Genomic DNA, 18,718 nt, shown 5'->3' with positions numbered 1-18,718 from the left:
GAACAGCCCACCGTCGTCTTCCGTCAACTTATCGCCATAGACGACCAAGGAAGAGCATAAATATGAGCGACGTCGTTTTCATCTTGGGTGCAGGGGCATCGCGCAAGTGTGGTGCGCCCTTGATGTATGACTTCCTAGACACGGCCCGCGATCTCTGGGCTGCTAACAAAGTGTCAGGAAAAGAAGAGCACTTCGAGAGGGTCTTTCGCGCAATTGGCGGCCTGCAACAGGTCCATTCGAAAGCTCGCCTTGATCTCACTAATCTTGAATCCATCTTTACGACGTTCGAACTGGGCCGAGTCATCCAGCGCATTCCCGGGCTCGGGAATGTTACCGAGATAGAGGCAACCATCGCATCGCTGAAAACTGTCATCGTTGAAACACTCGAAACAACGATGAGGTATCCGCTGGTAGGAAGGAAGTACCACCCTCCGGAGCCATATGAGTCATTTGTAGATCTTGTTGTTGCGCTGCGTGGCAAAGCCCATCCGCGCAAAAGCGTTTCTGTAGTTACTTTCAACTACGACGTGGCGGCCGACCTAGCGCTTTATTATGCGGGCCTTGGGCCCAATTACGTTCTGGACAAGCCGCCACACCATAACGGCGATCCGGTAAATCTGTTGAAGCTTCACGGGTCGCTGAATTGGGCAACCCATGTCGATGAAAAAGGCGATAAGTCGGTTATACCGATGCATATGGCCGAGTACATGAGTTGGACAACGACGCCAATGTTCACTGAGGAAGGCTCGATCCGCCTTCCTGTTGGATCTCAGCTTGCCAAGCTAATCATCGATCAAAAAAAGATGCTCGTTGGTCCGGAGCCGCTTATCGTTCCGCCAAGTTGGAATAAGGCGGACTATCATCATCAGCTCTCTCAAGTGTGGGCAGCCGCAGCCCAGGAGTTATCTGGTGCTGAAAGCATCTACATCATTGGCTACTCTCTGCCAGAGACTGATTCCTTCTTCAGAAATCTTTATGCTCTGGGTTGCGTAGGGCAGTCAATGCTTAGGCGCATTGTTGTGTACAACCCCGAGGCGGTCGGCGGTGGCGTCGACGCTCGATTCCGGGCGTTGCTGGGGCCTGGAGCGGAAGCGCGCTATAGCTACGAACCGCGACCTTTTGACGACGCGATTCGCCACATTCAAACGAACTACGTCTAGCAAAGGTTTTTCCGAAGTATGATTGTTTGTATTACGACCATTATATAGACCACTTCTATGGAGGCACAGATGGCGACGTACGACACAAAAAAAGCATTGGACTTCATTCGGGAGAAATGGTCCAAGGATTGTCCGGTTTGCGGCCATGCTGATTTCAGCATTAATGATCGACTATTTACTATGGTGGAGATTACAAAGGAGGAGGGGGTAAAGCTGGGCGGCAACATGGAAGTGTTCCCGGTACTCCCCATGACATGTCAAAACTGCGGGAATGTTCGCCTGCTTTCCGCCGTCTACGCGGGCCTTATCTCATAAAGGAAGTCTGTACAAAATTCGGTATTCGCCAGGGCAAATACTCAGGCTCGTGTCGATGGCGCCGGCTCCATCTTGGTGCCATCCGTAATTGCAGCGCGATCCAAAGCGCGCGATAGTTTTGTTAGGACCTTTACGGGTGCGATTGTCTTGATTGTCGTGACTGTCGCGTACGTTATAGCGCTGTTTATGAAAATTGACGCTTCTTCAAACTTGCTTGTTCTGGTGAGCGCCGGTGTGGGGTACACGCTTGGAGTTGGAAGGGGGGCTGATGGGAATAGCGGGTAGTCCAAGCGCTATTAAGAAGCCCAAGGGAGGATAGGGAATGTTCGACTTAGTGAGCTTCTTTGGGAAGAGTTCCCGAGGCTGTCAGGGGAACCCGAAGCAGACATGTGCGATAGATAAGGAGGCGGCATGGATACGGGGTCCGTGGCGGGGAGGACTGGGCGGGTTGCATTTCCAACACAGCGCCTAGGCTGGCTGTCTCAGCGTCACTCGCCTGACCAAACCGCCTAATCTTATCGGGTCACCCATCGGTATCACCGCAGGAAGCCACGCGCCCATGACGCAGAAGCAGGAACACCTCGACCAGTTCGTCCAATGGTGCGCCGCCCATATCCGCGGCGATGAAAAAGGCGAGGCGCAAATCTTTCTGGATCGGCTGTTTCGTGCTTTCGGCCAACCCGGCGTTAAGGAAGTCGGCGCGGTATTCGAGGAGCGGGTGAAGAAAGAGGGCAAGGGCACCAGCTTTGCCGACCTTGTGTGGAAGCCCGTCGTGCTGGTGGAAATGAAAAAGCGGGGCGAAGACCTCACGCGGCATTACCGGCAGGCCTTCGATTACTGGGCGCGGCTGGTGCCGGGACGCCCGCGTTGGGTGGTGCTGTGCAATTTCGACGAGTTCTGGGTGTACGACTTTGAAACCCAGATGGACAGCCCGGTCGACAAGGTGACGCTGGCCGAGCTGCCCGCCCGGTACGGCCCGCTGGCTTTCCTGTTTCCCGATGATGAAGAGCCGGTGTTCGGCAACCATCAGGAAACCGTCACCCGCGATGCGGCCGACAAGCTGGTGGAGCTGTTTCGCGCGCTGATCGGGCGTCAGGTGCCGCGCGATCTCGCCCAGCGCTTTACCCTGCAATCGCTGATGGCGTTGTTTGCCGAGGACATCGGCCTGCTGGAGCGCTATTTCTTCGCCCATCTGCTGGACGATTGCCACACGCCGCCCCAGGCTTACGACCTGATCGGCCAGCTGTTCGTGGAGATGAATACGCCCGGGATCACCGCCGGCGGGCGGTTCAAGGGCGTGCCGTACTTCAACGGCGGCTTGTTTGCCCATCCCGCGCGCATCGAGTTGACCGCCGCTGAAGTCGCGCTGCTGCGTGACGCAGCGCGGTTCGACTGGTCCAAGGTGCGGCCGGAAATATTCGGTGCCATCTTCGAGCACAGCATGGATGCCGAGGAGCGTCGCGCCCACGGCGCGCACTACACAAGCCCGGTGGACATCATGAAGGTGGTAGGCCCCACCATCGTCGAGCCGTGGCGCGAGCAGATCGAGCGCACCAAAACGCTCAAGGGGCTGGAGCAGCTGCTCGCCCGCATCGAGAGCTTTCGCGTGCTCGATCCCGCCTGCGGCTCGGGCAACTTTCTCTACATCGCCTACCGCGAGATGAAGCGACTGGAAGCGTCCATCTACGAGCGTATGGGCGAGTTCAAGAGCGTGGATGCGGCGCAGCGCCCGTTCGGGTTCGTCACGGCGCGCAACTTTTACGGCATAGACATCAACCCGTTTGCGGTGGAGCTGGCCAAGGTCACCATGATGCTGGCGCACAAGCTGGCCATCGACGAGCTGCACATCAGCGAGAATGCTTTGCCACTGGACAACCTTGACGCCAACTTCCACACCGGTGATGCGTTGATCGCGCCGGACAACAGCCGTACCCCGTGGCCCAGCGCGGATGTGATCATCGGGAACCCGCCGTTCCTGGGCGCTAAGCTGCTCAAACCCAAGCTGGGCGTGGATTACGTGAAGCGGCTACGCAGGGCATACCCGGAGGTGCCGGGCATGGCGGACTTCTGCGTGTACTGGTTTCGCCGCGCCGCCGAACTCTTGCCCACCTGCATCACGGCCGATCCGCTCACCGGACACGCCGGCCTAGTCGGCACTCAGAACGTCCGCAACAATGCCAGCCGCGTAGGCGGGCTGGATGTGATCTGCGCCAGCGGCACCGTGGTGGAAGCCGTCGATAACCAGCCGTGGTCGGGCGAGGCTAACGTGCATGTGTCCGTTGTCAACTGGGTGCGTACCCAAGACGAGGCGCTGTTGCCTGCGTCGCGCCGACTCTGGTTCAAGGCGGCGCCGATACCAGGCAAGGCGAAGCGCAAGAAGCGCGGTGGCGGACGTGCGGACAAGGATTTCGAGTTGGATATGCGTGAGGTGAATGTCATCAACTCCGCGTTGTCAGACGGTGTAGATGTTGCGGGCGCCAAGCCATTGGCGTGCAACAACGCGGTGGTGGTTTGCCAGGGCATCACTCCAGGTCATTCTGGCTTTTTGGTTGATAGCGTCGTGCGGCAGAGGTTGGTGACTGATGGAGAGGGCGAAGTAGTTCATCCGTATCTCGTCGGGGATGACCTGTTGGGCAATCGAGCGATCTCACGTTTCATCGTGGACTTTTCGGAGTTGTCTATCTTGGAGGCGAAGCGTTATTCCAAGGCGTTTGCACTGATTGAGCGGAGTGTGTTGCCTGATATCACGGCGAAAGCCAGCGAAGGCGATACGGAGCGGGTGACTTCGGCCGACCTGTGGTGGCGCCATTGGCGACCGAGAACAGAATTAATTAGTGCCCTTGCTAAGATGAGCCGCTATCTGGCGTGTTCACGAGTTACCAAGCGGCCGATCTTTTCATTTGTGGAAAGGGCAATCCGCCCGGGCGATGCTCTGCAAGTTTTCGCGCTCGAAGACGATTTCAGCTTTGGCGTGCTGCAATCCTCCCCGCACTACCAGTGGTTCCACGCAAAGTGCTCGAACATGAAGTCCGATCCTCGCTACACATCGGAATCGGTCTTTGACACTTTCCCATGGCCCCAGTCGCCTACGAAGGAGCAGGTGGATGCGGTGGCTGAAGCGGGCCGTGTCTTGCGGGCCGTGCGCGCGACCGCCCTGCAATCGATCGATGGCGGCCTGCGCACGCTCTACCGCACGCTCGACCTGCCGGGCAGGAATCCACTCAAGGACGCTCACGCCGCGCTGGATGCGGCCGTGCTCGCCGCCTACCGGTTTAGCGCAAAGAAAGATCTGCTCACGCAATTGCTAGTCTTAAACGAGGCTGTAGCGAATCGTCTTGCAGCTGGCCAACCTGTTTGTGGTCCGGGTGTGCCCACAACCTATACCGCTGGCGCTACGCTGGTTAGTGCTGACGCTTTCGGCCGAGCCTAGATTTTTCATAAGCACCCGCTGTTGCGGCACGCGTGGCGACTAGCGGGGTTGGGCAGTCAGCATCAAGATGTCATGTTGATCATGAGCACTTCTTGAGGGAGGAGCTACAGGCGACGGCAGAAGGCGGCGTAAAAGCCGCTCTCTGGCTTTACGAATCCGACCTCGAAAGACATGCACGAAACTTCCAGCGAAGTCATGTATGACGTAACGAGGCAAGTGCACGAGTAAGTCTAGTAGGAAGTCTCGGGATAGTTGGGAGTTCCTTGCACCGGTGGTAGCTGTATGATCACGGGCATACATGGTGAAAAATTGCCTTTGCTTGGCCGCTCGGCGCTGGTGGTCTTCGGGCCACGCATGATGTCCACTGCCGCGCTTCGAAGATTGCTTACTGCAACGTTGTGCCACCTGCACCCTTCAGTTTCTCCCAATCGCGCATTGCGTTCTCACGTAGCCTATCTAGATGATCGGCCAGTGTCTTAGCATCGATCAGCCAGGGTGCTTTCTGTGTGCCAATTCGGAATGCCGGGACAGGCAGTGCGTGCCGTCCCGCGCGCTTCGCTGCTTCTTCTGGCTTGAGGCCGAACAAATGGCAACACTTGTTGAGCGGTATCTGGGCGGTTTCATACTGCGCTAGTAGCGAAAACAAAGTGTTCATCGTATCAACTGCTTAGGTTCTAAGTACTGGTAGGTCATGTAGTTGTCAGGTGTGGCGTCGAGGCGCTGCAATCCCTCTCCCCTGCCTCGTGTGGATCAACGTCACCGGCTAATCGCGCTGGAAGACCCAGCACTTGACGGTGCGGCCGCGGGATCGGTCGGTCTGGTCCTGCAGCCAAATGGCACTGTTCACCGGTTTCAGGTCGATGAACTTGCGTGAGCGCGACGTGCGCAGGTACTTCTTGAGATCGGCCAGGGCTGGTACATCGAGGCGGTGTTCGCGCGCGCGTTCCTCGAAGTGGTTGAGGTTGACGGCGATTTCGTGCGGGTTGCGGCTGTGATTGAGGCCCGGCGCGGCGCTGTTCCACTCGTCCAGATAGTCGAACCGCTCCCAAAAGGTCTGCACAACCTTGTGGTCAGCGCTGATCGAGGACTGGCGCTCGATGGCCATGGCCAGCAGCTCGCGCGTCACTGCCGCTTTCTGTTCGTCGGTGAAAGGGATGAGCGCGCCGAGCGCTTCGAACAGGGCCAACAGTTGCCCGTGGTTCTTGGCGATGCGCGTGGTCTTTACGGCTTCGTGGGCGAGCAGTTCCAGTTCGTAGATCGGCGCTTTCTCGCTCACCGTCGTGAGCACCTGCTCGGCCTGGCGCGCGGCCATGACAAAGAAATAGCTCACCGCATCGACCGGCATGCGTTCCAGTTCGAGCGCCGCGGCACGGGTCTCGGTCGTGTGCGCCGAGCGATCCACCGTGATGTGGCAGATACGCTGCATGATGGGCTCGCTGGCATCCACCTTGGCGTTCTGCGAAATGACGACGGTTGCGCGGAACGGCGGCTCGCGCGTTTCGTTGCCGGAATTCTTCACGCCGAGTGCGCGCACGCTGCGGCCGTTATAGGCGGTCTTCAGTTCGTCCCAGTCGAACGACTTCTTCTTGGCATCCTCGCCGTTGTCGCGGTCGCTCTCGATCAACACCACCGGCAGGTTGGCCACCTGGGCGAAGTTTCGGGCGCGCGCGGCGAGCGTGGCCTTGGACGGGTCGAAGCCCTCGTAGTCGCGGCGGCCGACTAGCTTCCACAGGAATTCGATCAGCGTCGATTTGCCGGCGCCGGCTTCACCCACCAGTTCAAGGAACGGGTAACTTTTCTGCTCCGCGCGGATCTGTTCGGCAAACAGGCTGCCAAACCAGAACGTCAGGGCCACCAGACCTTTGGCGCCGAAACACTTCCACACCAGCTGCAGCCAGTCCTCGCGGTAGGACTTGCGATCACGGCTGATCGTCAGCGCGGGCGAGTGCGTCAGCGTCTTGAGATTGAGGCGGCCGATCTCGAAGTAGTCTTCGTCGTTGAGGTCGAACACGGCGCCGTCGCGGATAGCCAGTTCGCCCATCACATAGACGCCGTGTTCCTTGGTGTAGCCCACGTAGTCGATGGTCTCCACGGTTTTGATGCCGTAGAGCTGTTGTTTGATGATGCGATCCAGTTGCTGGCTCGTGCCCGTAAACACCGCGCCGGGCGCGATGCTCAGAAGACGCTTTTTGAACTCGCTCGCGCTGGCGAGGCTGCTTCCGGCAAAGGTGTTCTTCACGGCGCGGCCACCGTGCGGAAAACTCACGCGGTAGTAGTACCAAGATTCGTCGGTGACTTCGTTCGCTTGGTAGTACAAGGGAAGCGGGTTGCAGTTGGCGATTTCGATGTTGTCGCAGGATTCGGCCAACGCCATGTCGCGGCGCTCGTCTTCCGCCAGGTCAGCGTCCTTTTCCAGCAGCTGCTGCATGGTCTTGTCGTAGGCCTTGATGTCGAGGTCGAACCAGTACAGGCGGTCGTCGTGATCGTAGAAAAACGTGGCCATGCCGGTGCGCCCGTACATGAGGCGCGCCTTATCCGCGGCGGATCGGGCGATCAGCAGCGACCCTTGGTAGCGAAACTCGTCCATGTCCTTGAGGCCGAGCCGGTCGGCCAGATGCAGATCGCTCCAATCATCTTTCTTGCGCGAGGTCTGCAGAATGGTGGCCGCTTCGCAGGTCCAGCCTTCCTTGCGGGCACGCTGCACCCAGCGGCGGGTGTAGTCGCGGCCCGCAGCATCGCCGTCCAAGGCCCATACCAGCCTGGGGCGATGGCTCGGGCGCAGTTCGGCCAGCTGACGCAGGAAGGTCGACGGGTAGTTGTTGCAGCTCATCGCGGCGACGGCTGCGATGCCGTGGTGATCGAGCGCGACAGCATCGAAGATGCCCTCGGCAAGCCACAGTTCGTCCACCGTGCGCAATCGGTCGGTGGTCAGCGTCGGCGGGGTCCACACCTGGCCGGCGTAGCTTGCGCCCGGCGCAAAGCGCGCCTTCATCTTGCCGAAGCGGTGGGGCCGATCGATCAGGCGTTCCCAATAGCTGCCGCCGGGCAGGGGAAAGCGGATGGTGGCCGAGGTCGCCTTGGTCTCGGCGTCGCGGTACCACTCCTGGGTGTAGCTGCCGCGCACCCGTGCCAGGTTGAAGCCCCGCGAGCTGGCCAGGTACGCATCGGCCGCCGCGTGGGGGCTGTCGTCGGTCTTCTTGAAGCGTTCCGACCAGTTGTCGAACAGATCGGGATACAGCTCTTTGACGCGCGCCTCATAGCCGCAGTTTTTCAGGCGGCCACAGCGCACCACCCATGGCGCGTCGGCGTTGGCGTACAGCTCCGGTTTGCTGCAGCTCGGGCACTTACCGCCGCGAAGATAGCCCTTGCGCACCGGCTTGAAGTCGAAGTCACGGTTCAGTTGGTCGAGCACATCCCGCTGCAGGTCGATGCTCATGTCAACGGCCATTGGCAGGGCTCCATAGGCGGCCGCGCGGACCACACAGGGCGCCCATGCGACGCATCACGTCGCACGCTGTGCCGACATAGAGAGACAGGCATGCTTCGCTGTGGAGCCACGCGTCCCTGTCGACGCCATCGTCAGGCATCGGCGGCGCGCAGTAGGGCGGCAAGGTGCATAGGTGAATGTCGCCGCCAAGCAGCCGATGAAACTGACAGACGGCGCAGTGCTTAAGGTCGGTGGTCATGCGTAGCCTTTCATGAGGCAAGCCGTCTCCGTGCCGGCAGCCCGTGGGCTGCCGGTGGTGAGAGAGTCGAGGGGGAAGCGGAGGTTTAGCGGTCGGCGCGGCGACCGCAGCGCGCCGTAGTGTACTCGGCGTCCTGCGCGGTGGCGCGACGCTCGTCGGCCAGGGAGATCAGTTCGCTCGCGGTGAATGCGATCAGACGGCCGGTGCGAGCGCTGGTGACATAGATGACATGGCTGGTGGAGTGGTTGATGTCCACATAGGCCGGTTCATTACGGGCTTGGGTCGCGGCGAGCGCGTGCAGCGCATCGTGATTGGCGGTGCGCTGACTCACGGCGAACCGCTCCATCACGGCCGCCGTGCAGCGCGTGATCAGCTGCGCTTCGTCCAGATGCTGAGCGGCATGCGCATCAAGGAAGGCCAAAGCCACCGAGAGGCGTGCTTCCGGTGTGTTTTTCTGGTCGCTTTCGAGAAGGAACGACACGGTAATCCCCTGTTAGTTGAAGGCGGGCGGCACGGGTTGGCGCGCGGCGGGCTGCGTGATGCCGGGTGGCGGTGCGGATGTGTTGGGGGTTCTGGCCACGATGATGTCGTTGGTCCGTCGCTCCACCATGGGCAGCATGACGTCGTCACGCGGATGCATGCTGGGCACCAGCGTACGGACGATGCCGAGGTGGGCGACGAAGCGGTGGCCGCATTCGATACCCATGCATTGGAAATAGATTTCCCGCACGAGGGGGCTCAGTGCGCGCGAGGTCATCGTGGCGGCACGTTCCTGGCAATGCGGACAGCGAATCGAGCATCGATTTGAATGCATCCGTTTAGTCCTCGTACACCGGTTGTGTTCTTACTTATGCGCGGGGTCGGTCAGGCCGGCCGGTTGGCGAGGCGCATTTCCAAACCTTCGAGGTAGACCGTCAGCACGTAGGCGGCGTCGGTCTTGTGTTCGGCCCGTGCCAATCGCTGGCATTGCGCGAGCTGGTCGGGATCCAGGCCGACGCCGATCCGCTTTCGTTTCATGGCGGCACGGGGCGCATACGCCCGGCAGGGCTTAACCAGGGAGTTATTCATGGCGATGGGTTACGATGTGGAAGTGCTACACAATGTGAAAGATACTCCACATAACGGAGCTGTGCAACACATTATGAACGATAAAAGGCCGGATCGTGTAATTAGTCCGATCGAGCTTGATGCCGACAAAATCATTCTGCGGATGCGCCAAGCGGTGGGCGTGAAGAACGATGTGGGTTTGTCCGCTGCGCTGGGGCTCAGCGGCGCGAGTACGCCCAGCAACTGGCGTCAGCGCAACAGTCCACCATTCGCCTACTGCGCCAGTATTGCCGCCGCATTAGGCGTCTCCATGGACTGGTTGGTCTTGGGGCGCCACCGCCATGCGGAAACGGCGACGACCGACACCGTAGCTAAAAGCGCGTCGGCAGCGGTGCCGATGGCCTCCACGCGGTCTGCTGAGCGCATTACACGATTCGTGAACGAGTGGGAGGCGACCCGGTCTCACGAAGAGGTGATCTGGCTGGAGCAGCACCTCAAGCGTACTGTCCCTGAGTATGCGGAGTGGCTGGCCTCTATGACTTGATCAAAGATGTGGCTAGACTTCCCGTGGGCGCATATTTTGCGCCGCGCCCCGTGCGCAGCAAACCTACTTCTTGAGAGGTATCGGAGAAATGGGGGAGCTGCCAGAGCGAAAAGCGGCCCAGATACAAATGCACGATGTGGCCGTCATGATGTGCGTTGGCGCTTTCTGTAGACGGTAGGGCACTATCCCTACAGTTGCCCGCACAATCATTAGGCATGTAGAGAAAGAAAGTATTTTCTCGTGCGGCGTAGTGAAGAGTGCAATAGATGCATGAGTTATGGCCGGCAGCTGCCGGCCATAACTTTTTTATGGCCGTACAAAATCGTTGGGCGCGATGTTCAGATGAGGGTTGCCCGTTTCTTCACGCATCGGGCCGTGGCAGCTATGGAACTCGCCCGACAAGTTTGTCCTGGGCTTGTGCTTGTTGGTGCAATCCCAGTGGAACCCTGGATCAAACGCACCACTCAATCTGCGTCTTGCGCTCAAGACGCACATGTGCCCGTGATCGCCAGCGAGGCGACGAACGAAGCCATGCTTATCGTTTCCAGGAGCCTTGAACACCACGTTGCTATGGTCGAGGAATGCATCCGTGGCCTGAGAGTCTGGCTTGTAGCCATAGTTTTTAGCGAACCGATCGGAGCATCGCCTTATCGCGCTCTGACAATCAGTATCTCTTAGCAGTATCCCTTCCACCTCTCTAAGCATGGGGATAAGTTCGTCTCCCTTGAAGTTCTTAGGGGGAAGAAGTAACGGAGTCTTATTCGCTCGTTCGATCAGCTCCTTGCGGAGAGCTACGATAGCGCCGGTTAGACGTGCAGCCTCGGCGTAAAGTAACGGGACGAGCCTTTTAATTGATGAGTTCTCGGTAGTCTTGGACCAATCATCGGGCGTCCAAGTCACGCTCGACACAACGACGGCCGGGAAAAGTGGATTGATGAACTTGCGTTCAATAGGCTCGCCATTGCGTGAGATAGCAATGATCGCAAAAGAGGTGTCTCTTAGCTCATTGTTATGGTCGTCGCTTACCATATTGGCGAAGCGCTTGATGAAACTAAAAGCGTAGCTTTCTGTGTAACCTTTGGTGTAGGGGATTCCAAAAAATCGCACCCCATCCCGCTCACGCATGCGAGATTGCACCTGGTCGAAAAACCAGCCCTCTTGTATGCCGGCTAGTCCAATGATGTGGCGGGGAGCCATTAGGATTTAAGAAGGCGGTCAACAACATCTAAAGGGAGAGCTACGCGTTGTAGCTGATCGGGAGAAAGCGCCTCGATCATACGACTCAACAGGGAGTCCCCAGCATTTGCCGACTTCTTTGCTATGTTCGAAGCAAGTAGCTCGCTCTCAGCGACCCCACTATCCTTCGCCCATTTAGTGATCGCCTGAGCAACCAATCTTTGGTGCTCCTTGGGATCCTGATTGGCAGTGCGAGTTACGACCAGTGCAGGGCTTATCTTCTTGGTCGCCGCACTGATTGCCAGGTTGGCATCTACATCCTTAAACGCTACAGGTTCCAGAGATACGGTTCGCACCTGCCCTGGCTTGATAGGCCAGCTAAACGCAGCCCAGATAGCTTTGTTGTAACGCGGAATAGCTGGGCTATCGTCATTTTTTGGAGGGGACTGATCCAGAGCTTGGATGGCTACATTCGCTGCAGCACCAGCGTTACGAGGTGCAACGACAACAATGGTGGGATTCTCTGGAAGCGTCTTAACGATGAGGTTTTCATCGAGTTCTAAGCGAAGAGCGTCCACCATTTTGGTGCTGCCAAATGTGGCCGTTAGATCTACGCCTCCTGTACGGAGAAGCTGCCCTAGGCGCGATAGCAACAAAGGTGCGCCATTAGTTTCCCAATGGAGGGATACGATCGATAAGATCTTCTGTCGGACGTCCGGCGCTAGGATCGGTCGGGTGGCCATCGGATTTCCCTAGTTGACGTGGCACATATTGCCCTATGTCGGAGGCTGTTGCATCGCAGGTTAAAGAGGGCCAGTGCGACCAAGCGGTTGAAGGGCTTTTGTCTCGTTATGCCAACTCATCGCCATCGGCCTCATCTGTGGCCGCAGTCTCACCGGCGATCGCTTTGCTTTCAAGCTCTACGGAGGTCGTGTAGCCGTCATTCGGCGTGAGGCTGTGCGTCGCCTTCACCACGATCCAGTCGATGGCATCCACCTCTGGTTTCCAGCCGCGTGTGCGCGCCGGCATCTCGGGGTAGAGATCCGGGCGCCCGATGGCGATGTCGAGCGAGAATGTAGACGCGCCGCGCCGCACGCGGGCCAGCTCGGCCTCCGCGGCGCGCTGGGCGTCCTCCTGGTTGGCAAAGTCGCCGCGCAGGAATTTCACATGTCCTGTCTGCCCAGCCAGCACGGTGCGGCCGCGCCCTGCGCCCACGTCGTGCCAGCGCGCGCGGATCCCGGTGTAGGCGTCCCGGTCGGCTTCATGGAAGCGATGCCGATCACCATCGGCACGTTGCAAGACCAGCTGTTCGAGCGGTTTGCCGCTGACCGTCCGCGCGGCGCCGACGGGCATAAACAGCAGGTTGCCCGCCTTCACCGTGGCCACCGCATCCCACATTTTGCCCAGACGACGCAACAGCGCGACGTCGGATTCCGTCTGCGCCAGGTGCTCCACTGGCAGGCGGCCCAGGCTCGCCGCCACGCACGGCGTGAGCTGGTGTTCGCCCGCGATCACGCGCACCACATGTCCCACCGTGGTCTCGTTCCAACTGCGCTCCTTACGCGCACGTAGCTCCCGCGTCAGCTTCGCGCTGCGCGCAATGATGCTCACGGTGTCGGGCGTGCCGCTGTGTTCGATCTCGTCCACGTGGTAGGTGCCCTGCAACGACACGCCGAGCCCTTCAAAGCCGAGCATCACTCGCATCTCCACGCCGCGGCGCGGCAGAGCGATCTGCCCTCGGCTGTCGTCCAGGTTCAAGCTCACCGTATCCGCGTGATCCTGGCGGTGGGACTCCACGGTGAGCTGGATCAGATGCGGCATGATCCGCGCGGTGCGGTCCTTGCCATCAATGGTGATCTGGCAGGTAGGGCGCAGCAGCGGGTTGGTGGGCTGGACGATCATGCGGTAGCTCGGGCGCGTTCCTGCGCCTCCGGCGAGGGACCGCCGGCCAGGTCGTCGCTGCTTTCGTCGGCGGGCTCGTCATCGCTGCGGCACAGCGTAAGCGAGAAGGCCACTTTGCGTGGCGTGCCATCGCTGTGGATCGCGCTCTGCGTGGTTTGCAGGCTGTCGATGAAGTAGACGCCGTAGATGTGACCGGCGCCGTCGACCAGGACGTAGGCCCGTCCCTCGCTGCCCATGGTTTCCAACTGCGTGATGGAGGCGAGCGTGCCCGAGACCTCCGGCGCCACGACACCCGACAGCGTGAGCATTTCGGTACCAGGGCTCACGATCTGGTAGGCGTCACGCTTGCCCAGCCGCGCGTTTGCCGCATGCTTGAACTGCATCTGACGTTGCAGCTCTTCGTAAGCCGCAGTGCGCATGCCGAACACGAACGGCCCGAAGGCCATCAAGACCATCCCATCCATTCTCAATCCTCGTCGCTAAAGGCGGAGCGTGCGCGCACCTGCTTGCTGCGCTCGTGACGAGCCATGGCGTCCGCGACCTGCCGGCGCACTACGTCCGGATCGTTGCCGCGAGCGTCCACGTGCATCGTGACCTGGTCGCCCTGCATGACCACGGTCTTCGGTGGACGCACGCCTACCGGTGCGGTGGGGCTGACCAGGCTGGCTCCCTGGCCCGTCGCCTCGCCGCCGGCCAGGGGCGTGCGGGCGATGGCATCGGCGATCTTGCGGGCCTTCTCCTGGTCATCGCCGGTGATCCAGTCGATAGGCGTGGTGCCCGGTGGCGTCACCGGGCTGTTCTGCCCCAGGTGCCGAATGCGATCGATCAGCTCGCGGACCGCGCCGAGCTTCTCAGCGATCCAGTCGAGCGTCTTGCGCGCGGCGTTCTCCACGCTTTGCCACATCTCGGCGAACCAGGCCTTGACCGGCTCCCAATGGACCACCACCCAGCCCGCCGCGGTGCCGATGGCTTCGCCGAGGGCCACGAACATCTGCACGCCGAAGGTGACGGCCTGCACTACGCCGCGGATGGCGGCGCCGACCAGCTGCCCGAACGCCACGCCGGCCGCGCGGGCGCTGGCCATCTGCTCCTGGGTCGCCTGCATCGGCTCCAACAGCTGCGTGATCCAGCGCCACACGCTGACCAAGCACCCGACGATCACGTCGAACGCCGGCCTGAGCGGCGCGAGCGCGCGGCCGATGTCGGCGAACACCGGCCCCACCGCCTGGCCGATGCCTTCCCACACGCCGGCGAACCAGGCGGAGATCGGTTGCCAGTAGCGACGCACGGCGAGCGCCGCGACGATGACCACGCCGATCAGCGCGGCGACCGGCAGGCTCACGCCGGTGATCGCCAGCATCGCCGCACGGGCGCCGGTGGCGAGGGAAGGGAAGAGGCGGCCGAGCATCGGCAGGCGCGACAACAGCCCGCCTTCGCCGCCGAGTGCGCCGAGGCGAAGCCCGCCGAGTCGCATCGCGTAGCGCAGCAACGCGAACTGACCGAGCAGTCCGCCCAACGCCACCATGAGACTACCCACCGTCGCCAGCAGCACGCCCGCGCTTCCGGCGACTACCCCCATGCCCTTGGCCAGCATCGGGTGACGCTGCGACCAGGTGTTCACTGCGCGCAGCACGCCGACCAGCTTGCCGAGACCCGCCACGTACAGCGGCAGCAACTGCTCCCCCAACTCGCGATAGAGATCGGACTTGCGGGCCAGCAGTTCCGCTTCCTGGCCGGCGGCGTTCTGGCCGGCCAGGTTGTACAGCGCCTCCACGCCGTAGGCCTTCGGCGTCGCTGCCAGGTGCTTGGCGATGTTGGCGCGCTCCATGAACAGCGACGCGAACAGGTCGCCGCCCTTGCGGCCGGAGAACAGCGCGTTGATCTTGCTCACCACTTGCTGGTCGGAGAGTTGGCCGTCCGGATTGAGTTTCGGGATGACGCGCGTCATCAGGTACTCGAACGGGTTGGCGCGGTACAGGTCGCCCTCTTGGAGCGCGTCGGGCAGCAGCTTCTTGAGGTGGCCCGTCTTCTCGTGGACTTCAATGGCGCCCGGCTTGAGCAGGCCCAGCTGGAACAACTCGTCGGCGGACTGGCGCGTGGAGCGGCCGGCCGCCCAATTCTGGTAGGCGGTCGCCAGACCCGTACCGGCGCGGTGGCCGCCCATTTCCTGCACGGTGTGCAGCAGCCCGAAGAAGAACGACTGATCGTCCAGCTGCTTGGCGGCGACACCGCCGGTCTTGATCATGTTGAGCAGGTCTTCGGACTTCACCAGGCCGCCGGAGGCGACGTAAGCCTGCGTGGCGAAGTCCAGCACGCGCTTCAAACTTTCTGGGCTTTTGGCGGCGCCGCGCAGCTCGGCAACTTTAAGCAGGTCCATGAACATGGTCTCGGCGGTCTCGCCGTGGCCCTCGCCGTGCCCGCCCTGGGCCATCACCGTCTCGATGCCGAACTTCATCCGCGCCAGGTAGGGCGTGACCGCCTCCGCCTCGTGCATGTCGCGCAAGACGCTGTAGGACTCTTTCAGGAGCTTGAGCGTCTCGGTCGCACTCGTGCCCATGATGTCCTGCGCCCGGGCGAACTTCACCGCATCGGTCACCAAGGCATCACCGACACCCATGGCACGCAGCTGCGCGACCTGCGCCGTCCAGGCCTTCGCCTCGGTCACCGTAGGGCTGATCGCGTCCAGCAGGTGCTTGCCGGTCTCCCGGGTGGCATACCCGCCCACGGTCAGGTGCGCCGCCGTCGCCGAGCTGCGCTCGAAGCTCTGCCGCGCCGCAGCCATCTTCTGTTGCTGCTGGGTGAGCGCGCTGAGCTTTTTCTGCTGCTCGCCGAGCTGAGCGTTCGTCGCGGCGATGTCGTCGCGCAGGCGTCGCTCGTGGCTGGCCAGATCGCGCGTATGGATGCCGGCGGCGCCCAAGGCTTCGCGCACGGATTGCAGCCGGCGGACGTGGGCCTGGTACTGCGCGCCCAGCGCCACGGCCTGCCGCTTCGCCGCGGCGAACTCCCGGGTCTGCTGCCGGGTCGGGTTCGTGGTGCTGGCGAGGGCGCGGCCCAACTCGGTGGCGCGATGGCGCGCTGCCGAGAGCTGGGTGCCCAGGGCCTGGGTGCCCGCCTTGAGCTGGCGGAAGCCCTTCAAGTCGTCCTGCGCTCTCTGCAGGTCCTTGAGGCGCTGGCGGGTCTCGCGCAGCGCCTTGGACGTGGCGGCGGAACTGCCGGTGATGCCGCGCAAAGGCGCCGTCACCTTGTCGATCATGTTCAGCAACACACTGAGTTTCAGATCCACGCTAATCCTCGCCGCCGTTCCGCAACCGGGCGCGTTCGCGCCATTGCACCAACTCGCTCACGTCCATGCCGTCCATCGTCGGCGGTGGCCAATGGAAGACCACCGCAATGTCGGCCATGGCGTCTTCCACCGTTACGGGAAGCCCTCCCGCTTCGCCTTCGTCAACAAAAAAGAGGCCAGCTCCGAGCCGAACTGCGTGAGGTCCGCCGGATCGAGCTGACCGACCTCGTGCTTGGTGAGGGTCGGTACGGTGATGCGCGGCAGGACGATTTCCAGCGCGGCGATATCCATATGCAGCAGGTTCACCAACTGCGTGCCGCGCAGCTCGCCGGCCTTAGGCTTGCGCAGGCGCACTTCGGTGAAGGTCTGCTCGCCGCGACGAATCGGTTCGTCCAGCGTGATGACGGGCATGGTGGTGGTGTCATTCATGAGGAAATTCCTGGGAAGAGTGGGAAAGGGTTACCAGTGGCCCATGGCGGCGCGCTGCGCGGCCATGCGATCGACGCCATTGACGACCAGCTTGTTGGCCAGCATGTCGATCTCGATGACCGGCACGCCGTCGATGCTCAGGCGGTAGTAGGCGCACGACACGGAAAACTTGTGCTCGGTGTCGGCCTGCGATTTGGCGTCGCCCGGATCGAATTCCTTGTAGCGGCCGCGTACCGCCACTTCCACGGCGTTGTAGCCGCTGCTGCTGTCGGACTGGTACGCGCCGGCGAAGCGCAACTGCACCGCATCCACCGCGGTGGCGCCGTACTGTTCCAGCGCGCTGCGCAGGATGCCGCCGGCGGTAAAGGCCAGCTCGATCTTCTCCTGGCCGAGATCGATGTCGACGGGGCCGGCCATGCCGCCGGCGAGGTAATCCTCCATCTTGCGGGTGAGCTTGGGCAGCGTGACGCTCGGCACCAGGCCCAGCCAGGATTCGCCATTCTGGAAGAGGTCGAAGTTTTTCAGTTTGCTCGGGAGCTTCATGGTTCCGTTCCTTGCACCGATCAGGCGTTGTTGGTGGAGGTGATCGCCGCCTTGAGATCGGCGATGTACACGTCGGTGAAGGTCTGGCGCAGAGTGAGGTCTTCCAGCGGCGGCACCGGCGTGTAGTCATAGTTGAGTGCGAGCTTGCCGGCCTGCATGTCGGCCGTTTCATTCAACGACGGGTCGAACCAGCAGCGGCCGCCGAGCAGGGCGCCCTGCCGGGTGAGCGCGCGCAGCTTGGCGTTGATCGCGTCGATCAGGTCGCGGACGAGGCTCGCGTGCATGGCTTTGTCGCTGTACTCGAACACGCCTTCGCCGATGGTGTCGGCCACCACCTGGGCGGTGCGCGTGTAGGACTCGAACACGTACGTGCTGGTGTCGCAGGTGCGCGAGCCCCAGAAGCGGAAGCCGTTGCGCTTGACCAAGGTCGTAATGCCCGCTTCGTTGAGCAGGTCCGCATCCGTGCCCTCGGTGAGGTAGTCGAAGTAGACGTCAGCGCTGATGCCCATCACGCCATCGACGGGGATGTTGGAGAGCACGCGGTGCCAGCCGGCGACCTGATCGGTTTTGGCACGCAGGCCCAGTGCCATGGCGACCGTCAGCGCCTTGGCTTCGCGGTTGGCGACGGTGTCCCAGGTGGTGAAATCCGGCCACAGCAGCATCAGCTCGCGCGCGCCGAAGCCTTCGCGGTAGGTCTTGGCATCGGCGAGGGTGGCGCAGTCGTCGCAGGTGGCGTAGGCGAAGGCCTTCAGCCGCTTGGCGACCGTGACCAATGCGTCGGCCACCGGTTTGGTATCGAGGCCCGGCGCGCCCAGGATGCGCGGACGTACGCCGGTGCGCGCTTCCGCGGTGAGCAACGCCTGCAGGCCGGTGTAGCGGCCTTCCGCATTGACGGTACCCACCGCGTTGGAGGTGGTGGCCGCGGGGTCCACGCCTTCGGCGACACGGACGACCACGACCGGGCAGGTCACGATGTCGGCGATGGCTCGGAGCGCCCGGGCGAGGGTGCCCTTGGTGCCGGCCTTGGCGAGGCCGGCCTTGGGCTGCGTGAGCAGGACCGGCGTGTCCAGCGGGAAGGCGGCCGCGTCGGCATCCGAGGCGGTGGCGACGAAGCCGATGGTGGCGGTGGAGACGGTCTTAAGCGCGTACGGGGCATCGCTGGCTTCCTGGATGCGCGCGCCGTGGTGGTAGGCGGTGGACATG

General features: G+C 61.7%; 18 protein-coding genes. 4 read left to right on the top strand and 14 right to left on the bottom strand.

The genetic code is table 11. The features are described 5' to 3' along the window. Positions 1–62: 62 nt before the first annotated feature. The 3 genes from FHW84_RS17120 to FHW84_RS17110 all read left to right on the top strand — a co-directional run bounded on the left by FHW84_RS17120 (position 63) and on the right by FHW84_RS17110 (position 4,905). Positions 63–1,160 carry a hypothetical protein gene (locus FHW84_RS17120; RefSeq protein WP_167257182.1) on the top strand — a complete coding sequence of 366 codons (1,098 nt, stop codon included), beginning with the start codon at positions 63–65 and terminating at the stop codon, positions 1,158–1,160. 69 nt (positions 1,161–1,229) lie between these two features. Continuing rightward, positions 1,230–1,475, top strand: coding sequence for a hypothetical protein (locus FHW84_RS17115; protein ID WP_167257181.1), 246 nt, complete (start codon positions 1,230–1,232; stop codon positions 1,473–1,475). Positions 1,476–2,034: 559 nt separating this feature from the next. Continuing rightward, positions 2,035–4,905, top strand: coding sequence for a DNA methyltransferase (locus FHW84_RS17110; RefSeq protein WP_167257180.1), 2,871 nt, complete (start codon positions 2,035–2,037; stop codon positions 4,903–4,905). A 385-nt stretch (positions 4,906–5,290) separates the two neighbouring features. On the opposite strand, the gene FHW84_RS17105 is transcribed toward FHW84_RS17110, so the two are convergent. The 5 genes from FHW84_RS17105 to FHW84_RS17085 form a co-directional block, all read right to left on the bottom strand. Then, positions 5,291–5,560 (bottom strand): pyocin activator PrtN family protein, encoded by a 270-nt coding sequence (locus FHW84_RS17105; RefSeq protein WP_167257179.1) that lies wholly within the window; start codon positions 5,558–5,560, stop codon positions 5,291–5,293. Between the two features lie 108 nt (positions 5,561–5,668). Beyond that, positions 5,669–8,341 (bottom strand): toprim domain-containing protein, encoded by a 2,673-nt coding sequence (locus FHW84_RS17100; protein ID WP_167257178.1) that lies wholly within the window; start codon positions 8,339–8,341, stop codon positions 5,669–5,671. A gap of 335 nt (positions 8,342–8,676) precedes the next feature. Continuing rightward, positions 8,677–9,072, bottom strand: coding sequence for a hypothetical protein (locus FHW84_RS17095; protein WP_167257177.1), 396 nt, complete (start codon positions 9,070–9,072; stop codon positions 8,677–8,679). Between the two features lie 12 nt (positions 9,073–9,084). After that, a complete protein-coding gene (locus FHW84_RS17090; RefSeq protein WP_279589771.1) occupies positions 9,085–9,405 on the bottom strand; it encodes an ogr/Delta-like zinc finger family protein in 321 nt (106 codons plus the stop codon). Positions 9,406–9,455: 50 nt separating this feature from the next. Continuing rightward, entirely contained in the window at positions 9,456–9,608 is a 153-nt protein-coding gene (locus FHW84_RS17085; RefSeq protein ID WP_167257175.1) for a hypothetical protein, read from the bottom strand. 49 nt (positions 9,609–9,657) lie between these two features. Between FHW84_RS17085 and FHW84_RS17080 the strand changes: the two genes are divergently transcribed. Next, complete coding sequence (locus FHW84_RS17080) at positions 9,658–10,182, top strand: helix-turn-helix domain-containing protein (protein WP_167257174.1); 525 nt, start codon at positions 9,658–9,660, stop codon at positions 10,180–10,182. 306 nt (positions 10,183–10,488) lie between these two features. On the opposite strand, the gene FHW84_RS17075 is transcribed toward FHW84_RS17080, so the two are convergent. The 9 genes from FHW84_RS17075 to FHW84_RS17035 form a co-directional block, all read right to left on the bottom strand. Next, positions 10,489–11,307, bottom strand: coding sequence for a hypothetical protein (locus FHW84_RS17075; protein ID WP_167257173.1), 819 nt, complete (start codon positions 11,305–11,307; stop codon positions 10,489–10,491). Positions 11,308–11,378: 71 nt separating this feature from the next. Then, entirely contained in the window at positions 11,379–12,101 is a 723-nt protein-coding gene (locus FHW84_RS17070; protein ID WP_167257172.1) for a hypothetical protein, read from the bottom strand. Between the two features lie 106 nt (positions 12,102–12,207). Then, on the bottom strand, positions 12,208–13,260 hold the full coding sequence (locus FHW84_RS17065) for a contractile injection system protein, VgrG/Pvc8 family (protein ID WP_167257171.1): 1,053 nt from the start codon (positions 13,258–13,260) through the stop codon (positions 12,208–12,210). Next, positions 13,257–13,724, bottom strand: a complete 468-nt coding sequence (locus FHW84_RS17060) for a phage tail protein (protein WP_167257170.1) — start codon at positions 13,722–13,724, stop codon at positions 13,257–13,259. Before FHW84_RS17060 ends, FHW84_RS17065 begins: the two co-directional genes overlap by 4 nt. A 2-nt stretch (positions 13,725–13,726) precedes the next feature. Next, positions 13,727–16,543 (bottom strand): hypothetical protein, encoded by a 2,817-nt coding sequence (locus FHW84_RS17055; protein WP_167257169.1) that lies wholly within the window; start codon positions 16,541–16,543, stop codon positions 13,727–13,729. A gap of 1 nt (position 16,544) precedes the next feature. Next, positions 16,545–16,661, bottom strand: coding sequence for a GpE family phage tail protein (locus tag FHW84_RS17050; RefSeq protein ID WP_167257168.1), 117 nt, complete (start codon positions 16,659–16,661; stop codon positions 16,545–16,547). 14 nt (positions 16,662–16,675) lie between these two features. Then, positions 16,676–16,972 carry a phage tail assembly protein gene (locus FHW84_RS17045; RefSeq protein WP_167257167.1) on the bottom strand — a complete coding sequence of 99 codons (297 nt, stop codon included), beginning with the start codon at positions 16,970–16,972 and terminating at the stop codon, positions 16,676–16,678. Between the two features lie 30 nt (positions 16,973–17,002). Next, the gene (locus FHW84_RS17040; protein ID WP_167257166.1) at positions 17,003–17,515 is read right to left on the bottom strand and encodes a phage major tail tube protein; all 513 of its coding nucleotides are present in this window, start codon (positions 17,513–17,515) and stop codon (positions 17,003–17,005) included. 20 nt (positions 17,516–17,535) lie between these two features. Beyond that, positions 17,536–18,717, bottom strand: coding sequence for a phage tail sheath subtilisin-like domain-containing protein (locus tag FHW84_RS17035; RefSeq protein WP_167257165.1), 1,182 nt, complete (start codon positions 18,715–18,717; stop codon positions 17,536–17,538). Position 18,718: the final 1 nt, after the last annotated feature.

Origin of the sequence: Dyella sp. SG562 (genome assembly GCF_011759495.1) — a bacterium.
GTDB classification, from domain to species: Bacteria; Pseudomonadota; Gammaproteobacteria; order Xanthomonadales; family Rhodanobacteraceae; genus Dyella_D; species Dyella_D marensis.
Note: the sequence above shows the minus strand (reverse complement) of the source record. Positions and strands in the feature narration are given on the sequence as shown.

Coding starts and splice junctions, on each gene's coding strand:
- FHW84_RS17120 (WP_167257182.1), top strand. CDS start 63: ATGAGCGACGTCGTTTTCATCTTGGGTGCAGGGGCATCGCGCAAGTGT.
- FHW84_RS17115 (WP_167257181.1), top strand. CDS start 1,230: ATGGCGACGTACGACACAAAAAAAGCATTGGACTTCATTCGGGAGAAA.
- FHW84_RS17110 (WP_167257180.1), top strand. CDS start 2,035: ATGACGCAGAAGCAGGAACACCTCGACCAGTTCGTCCAATGGTGCGCC.
- FHW84_RS17105 (WP_167257179.1), bottom strand. CDS start 5,560: ATGAACACTTTGTTTTCGCTACTAGCGCAGTATGAAACCGCCCAGATA.
- FHW84_RS17100 (WP_167257178.1), bottom strand. CDS start 8,341: ATGAGCATCGACCTGCAGCGGGATGTGCTCGACCAACTGAACCGTGAC.
- FHW84_RS17090 (WP_279589771.1), bottom strand. CDS start 9,405: ATGCATTCAAATCGATGCTCGATTCGCTGTCCGCATTGCCAGGAACGT.
- FHW84_RS17085 (WP_167257175.1), bottom strand. CDS start 9,608: ATGAAACGAAAGCGGATCGGCGTCGGCCTGGATCCCGACCAGCTCGCG.
- FHW84_RS17080 (WP_167257174.1), top strand. CDS start 9,658: ATGGCGATGGGTTACGATGTGGAAGTGCTACACAATGTGAAAGATACT.
- FHW84_RS17075 (WP_167257173.1), bottom strand. CDS start 11,307: ATGCGTGAGCGGGATGGGGTGCGATTTTTTGGAATCCCCTACACCAAA.
- FHW84_RS17070 (WP_167257172.1), bottom strand. CDS start 12,101: ATGGCCACCCGACCGATCCTAGCGCCGGACGTCCGACAGAAGATCTTA.
- FHW84_RS17065 (WP_167257171.1), bottom strand. CDS start 13,260: ATGATCGTCCAGCCCACCAACCCGCTGCTGCGCCCTACCTGCCAGATC.
- FHW84_RS17060 (WP_167257170.1), bottom strand. CDS start 13,724: ATGGATGGGATGGTCTTGATGGCCTTCGGGCCGTTCGTGTTCGGCATG.
- FHW84_RS17050 (WP_167257168.1), bottom strand. CDS start 16,661: ATGGCCGACATTGCGGTGGTCTTCCATTGGCCACCGCCGACGATGGAC.
- FHW84_RS17045 (WP_167257167.1), bottom strand. CDS start 16,972: ATGAATGACACCACCACCATGCCCGTCATCACGCTGGACGAACCGATT.
- FHW84_RS17040 (WP_167257166.1), bottom strand. CDS start 17,515: ATGAAGCTCCCGAGCAAACTGAAAAACTTCGACCTCTTCCAGAATGGC.
- FHW84_RS17035 (WP_167257165.1), bottom strand. CDS start 18,717: ATGTCCACCGCCTACCACCACGGCGCGCGCATCCAGGAAGCCAGCGAT.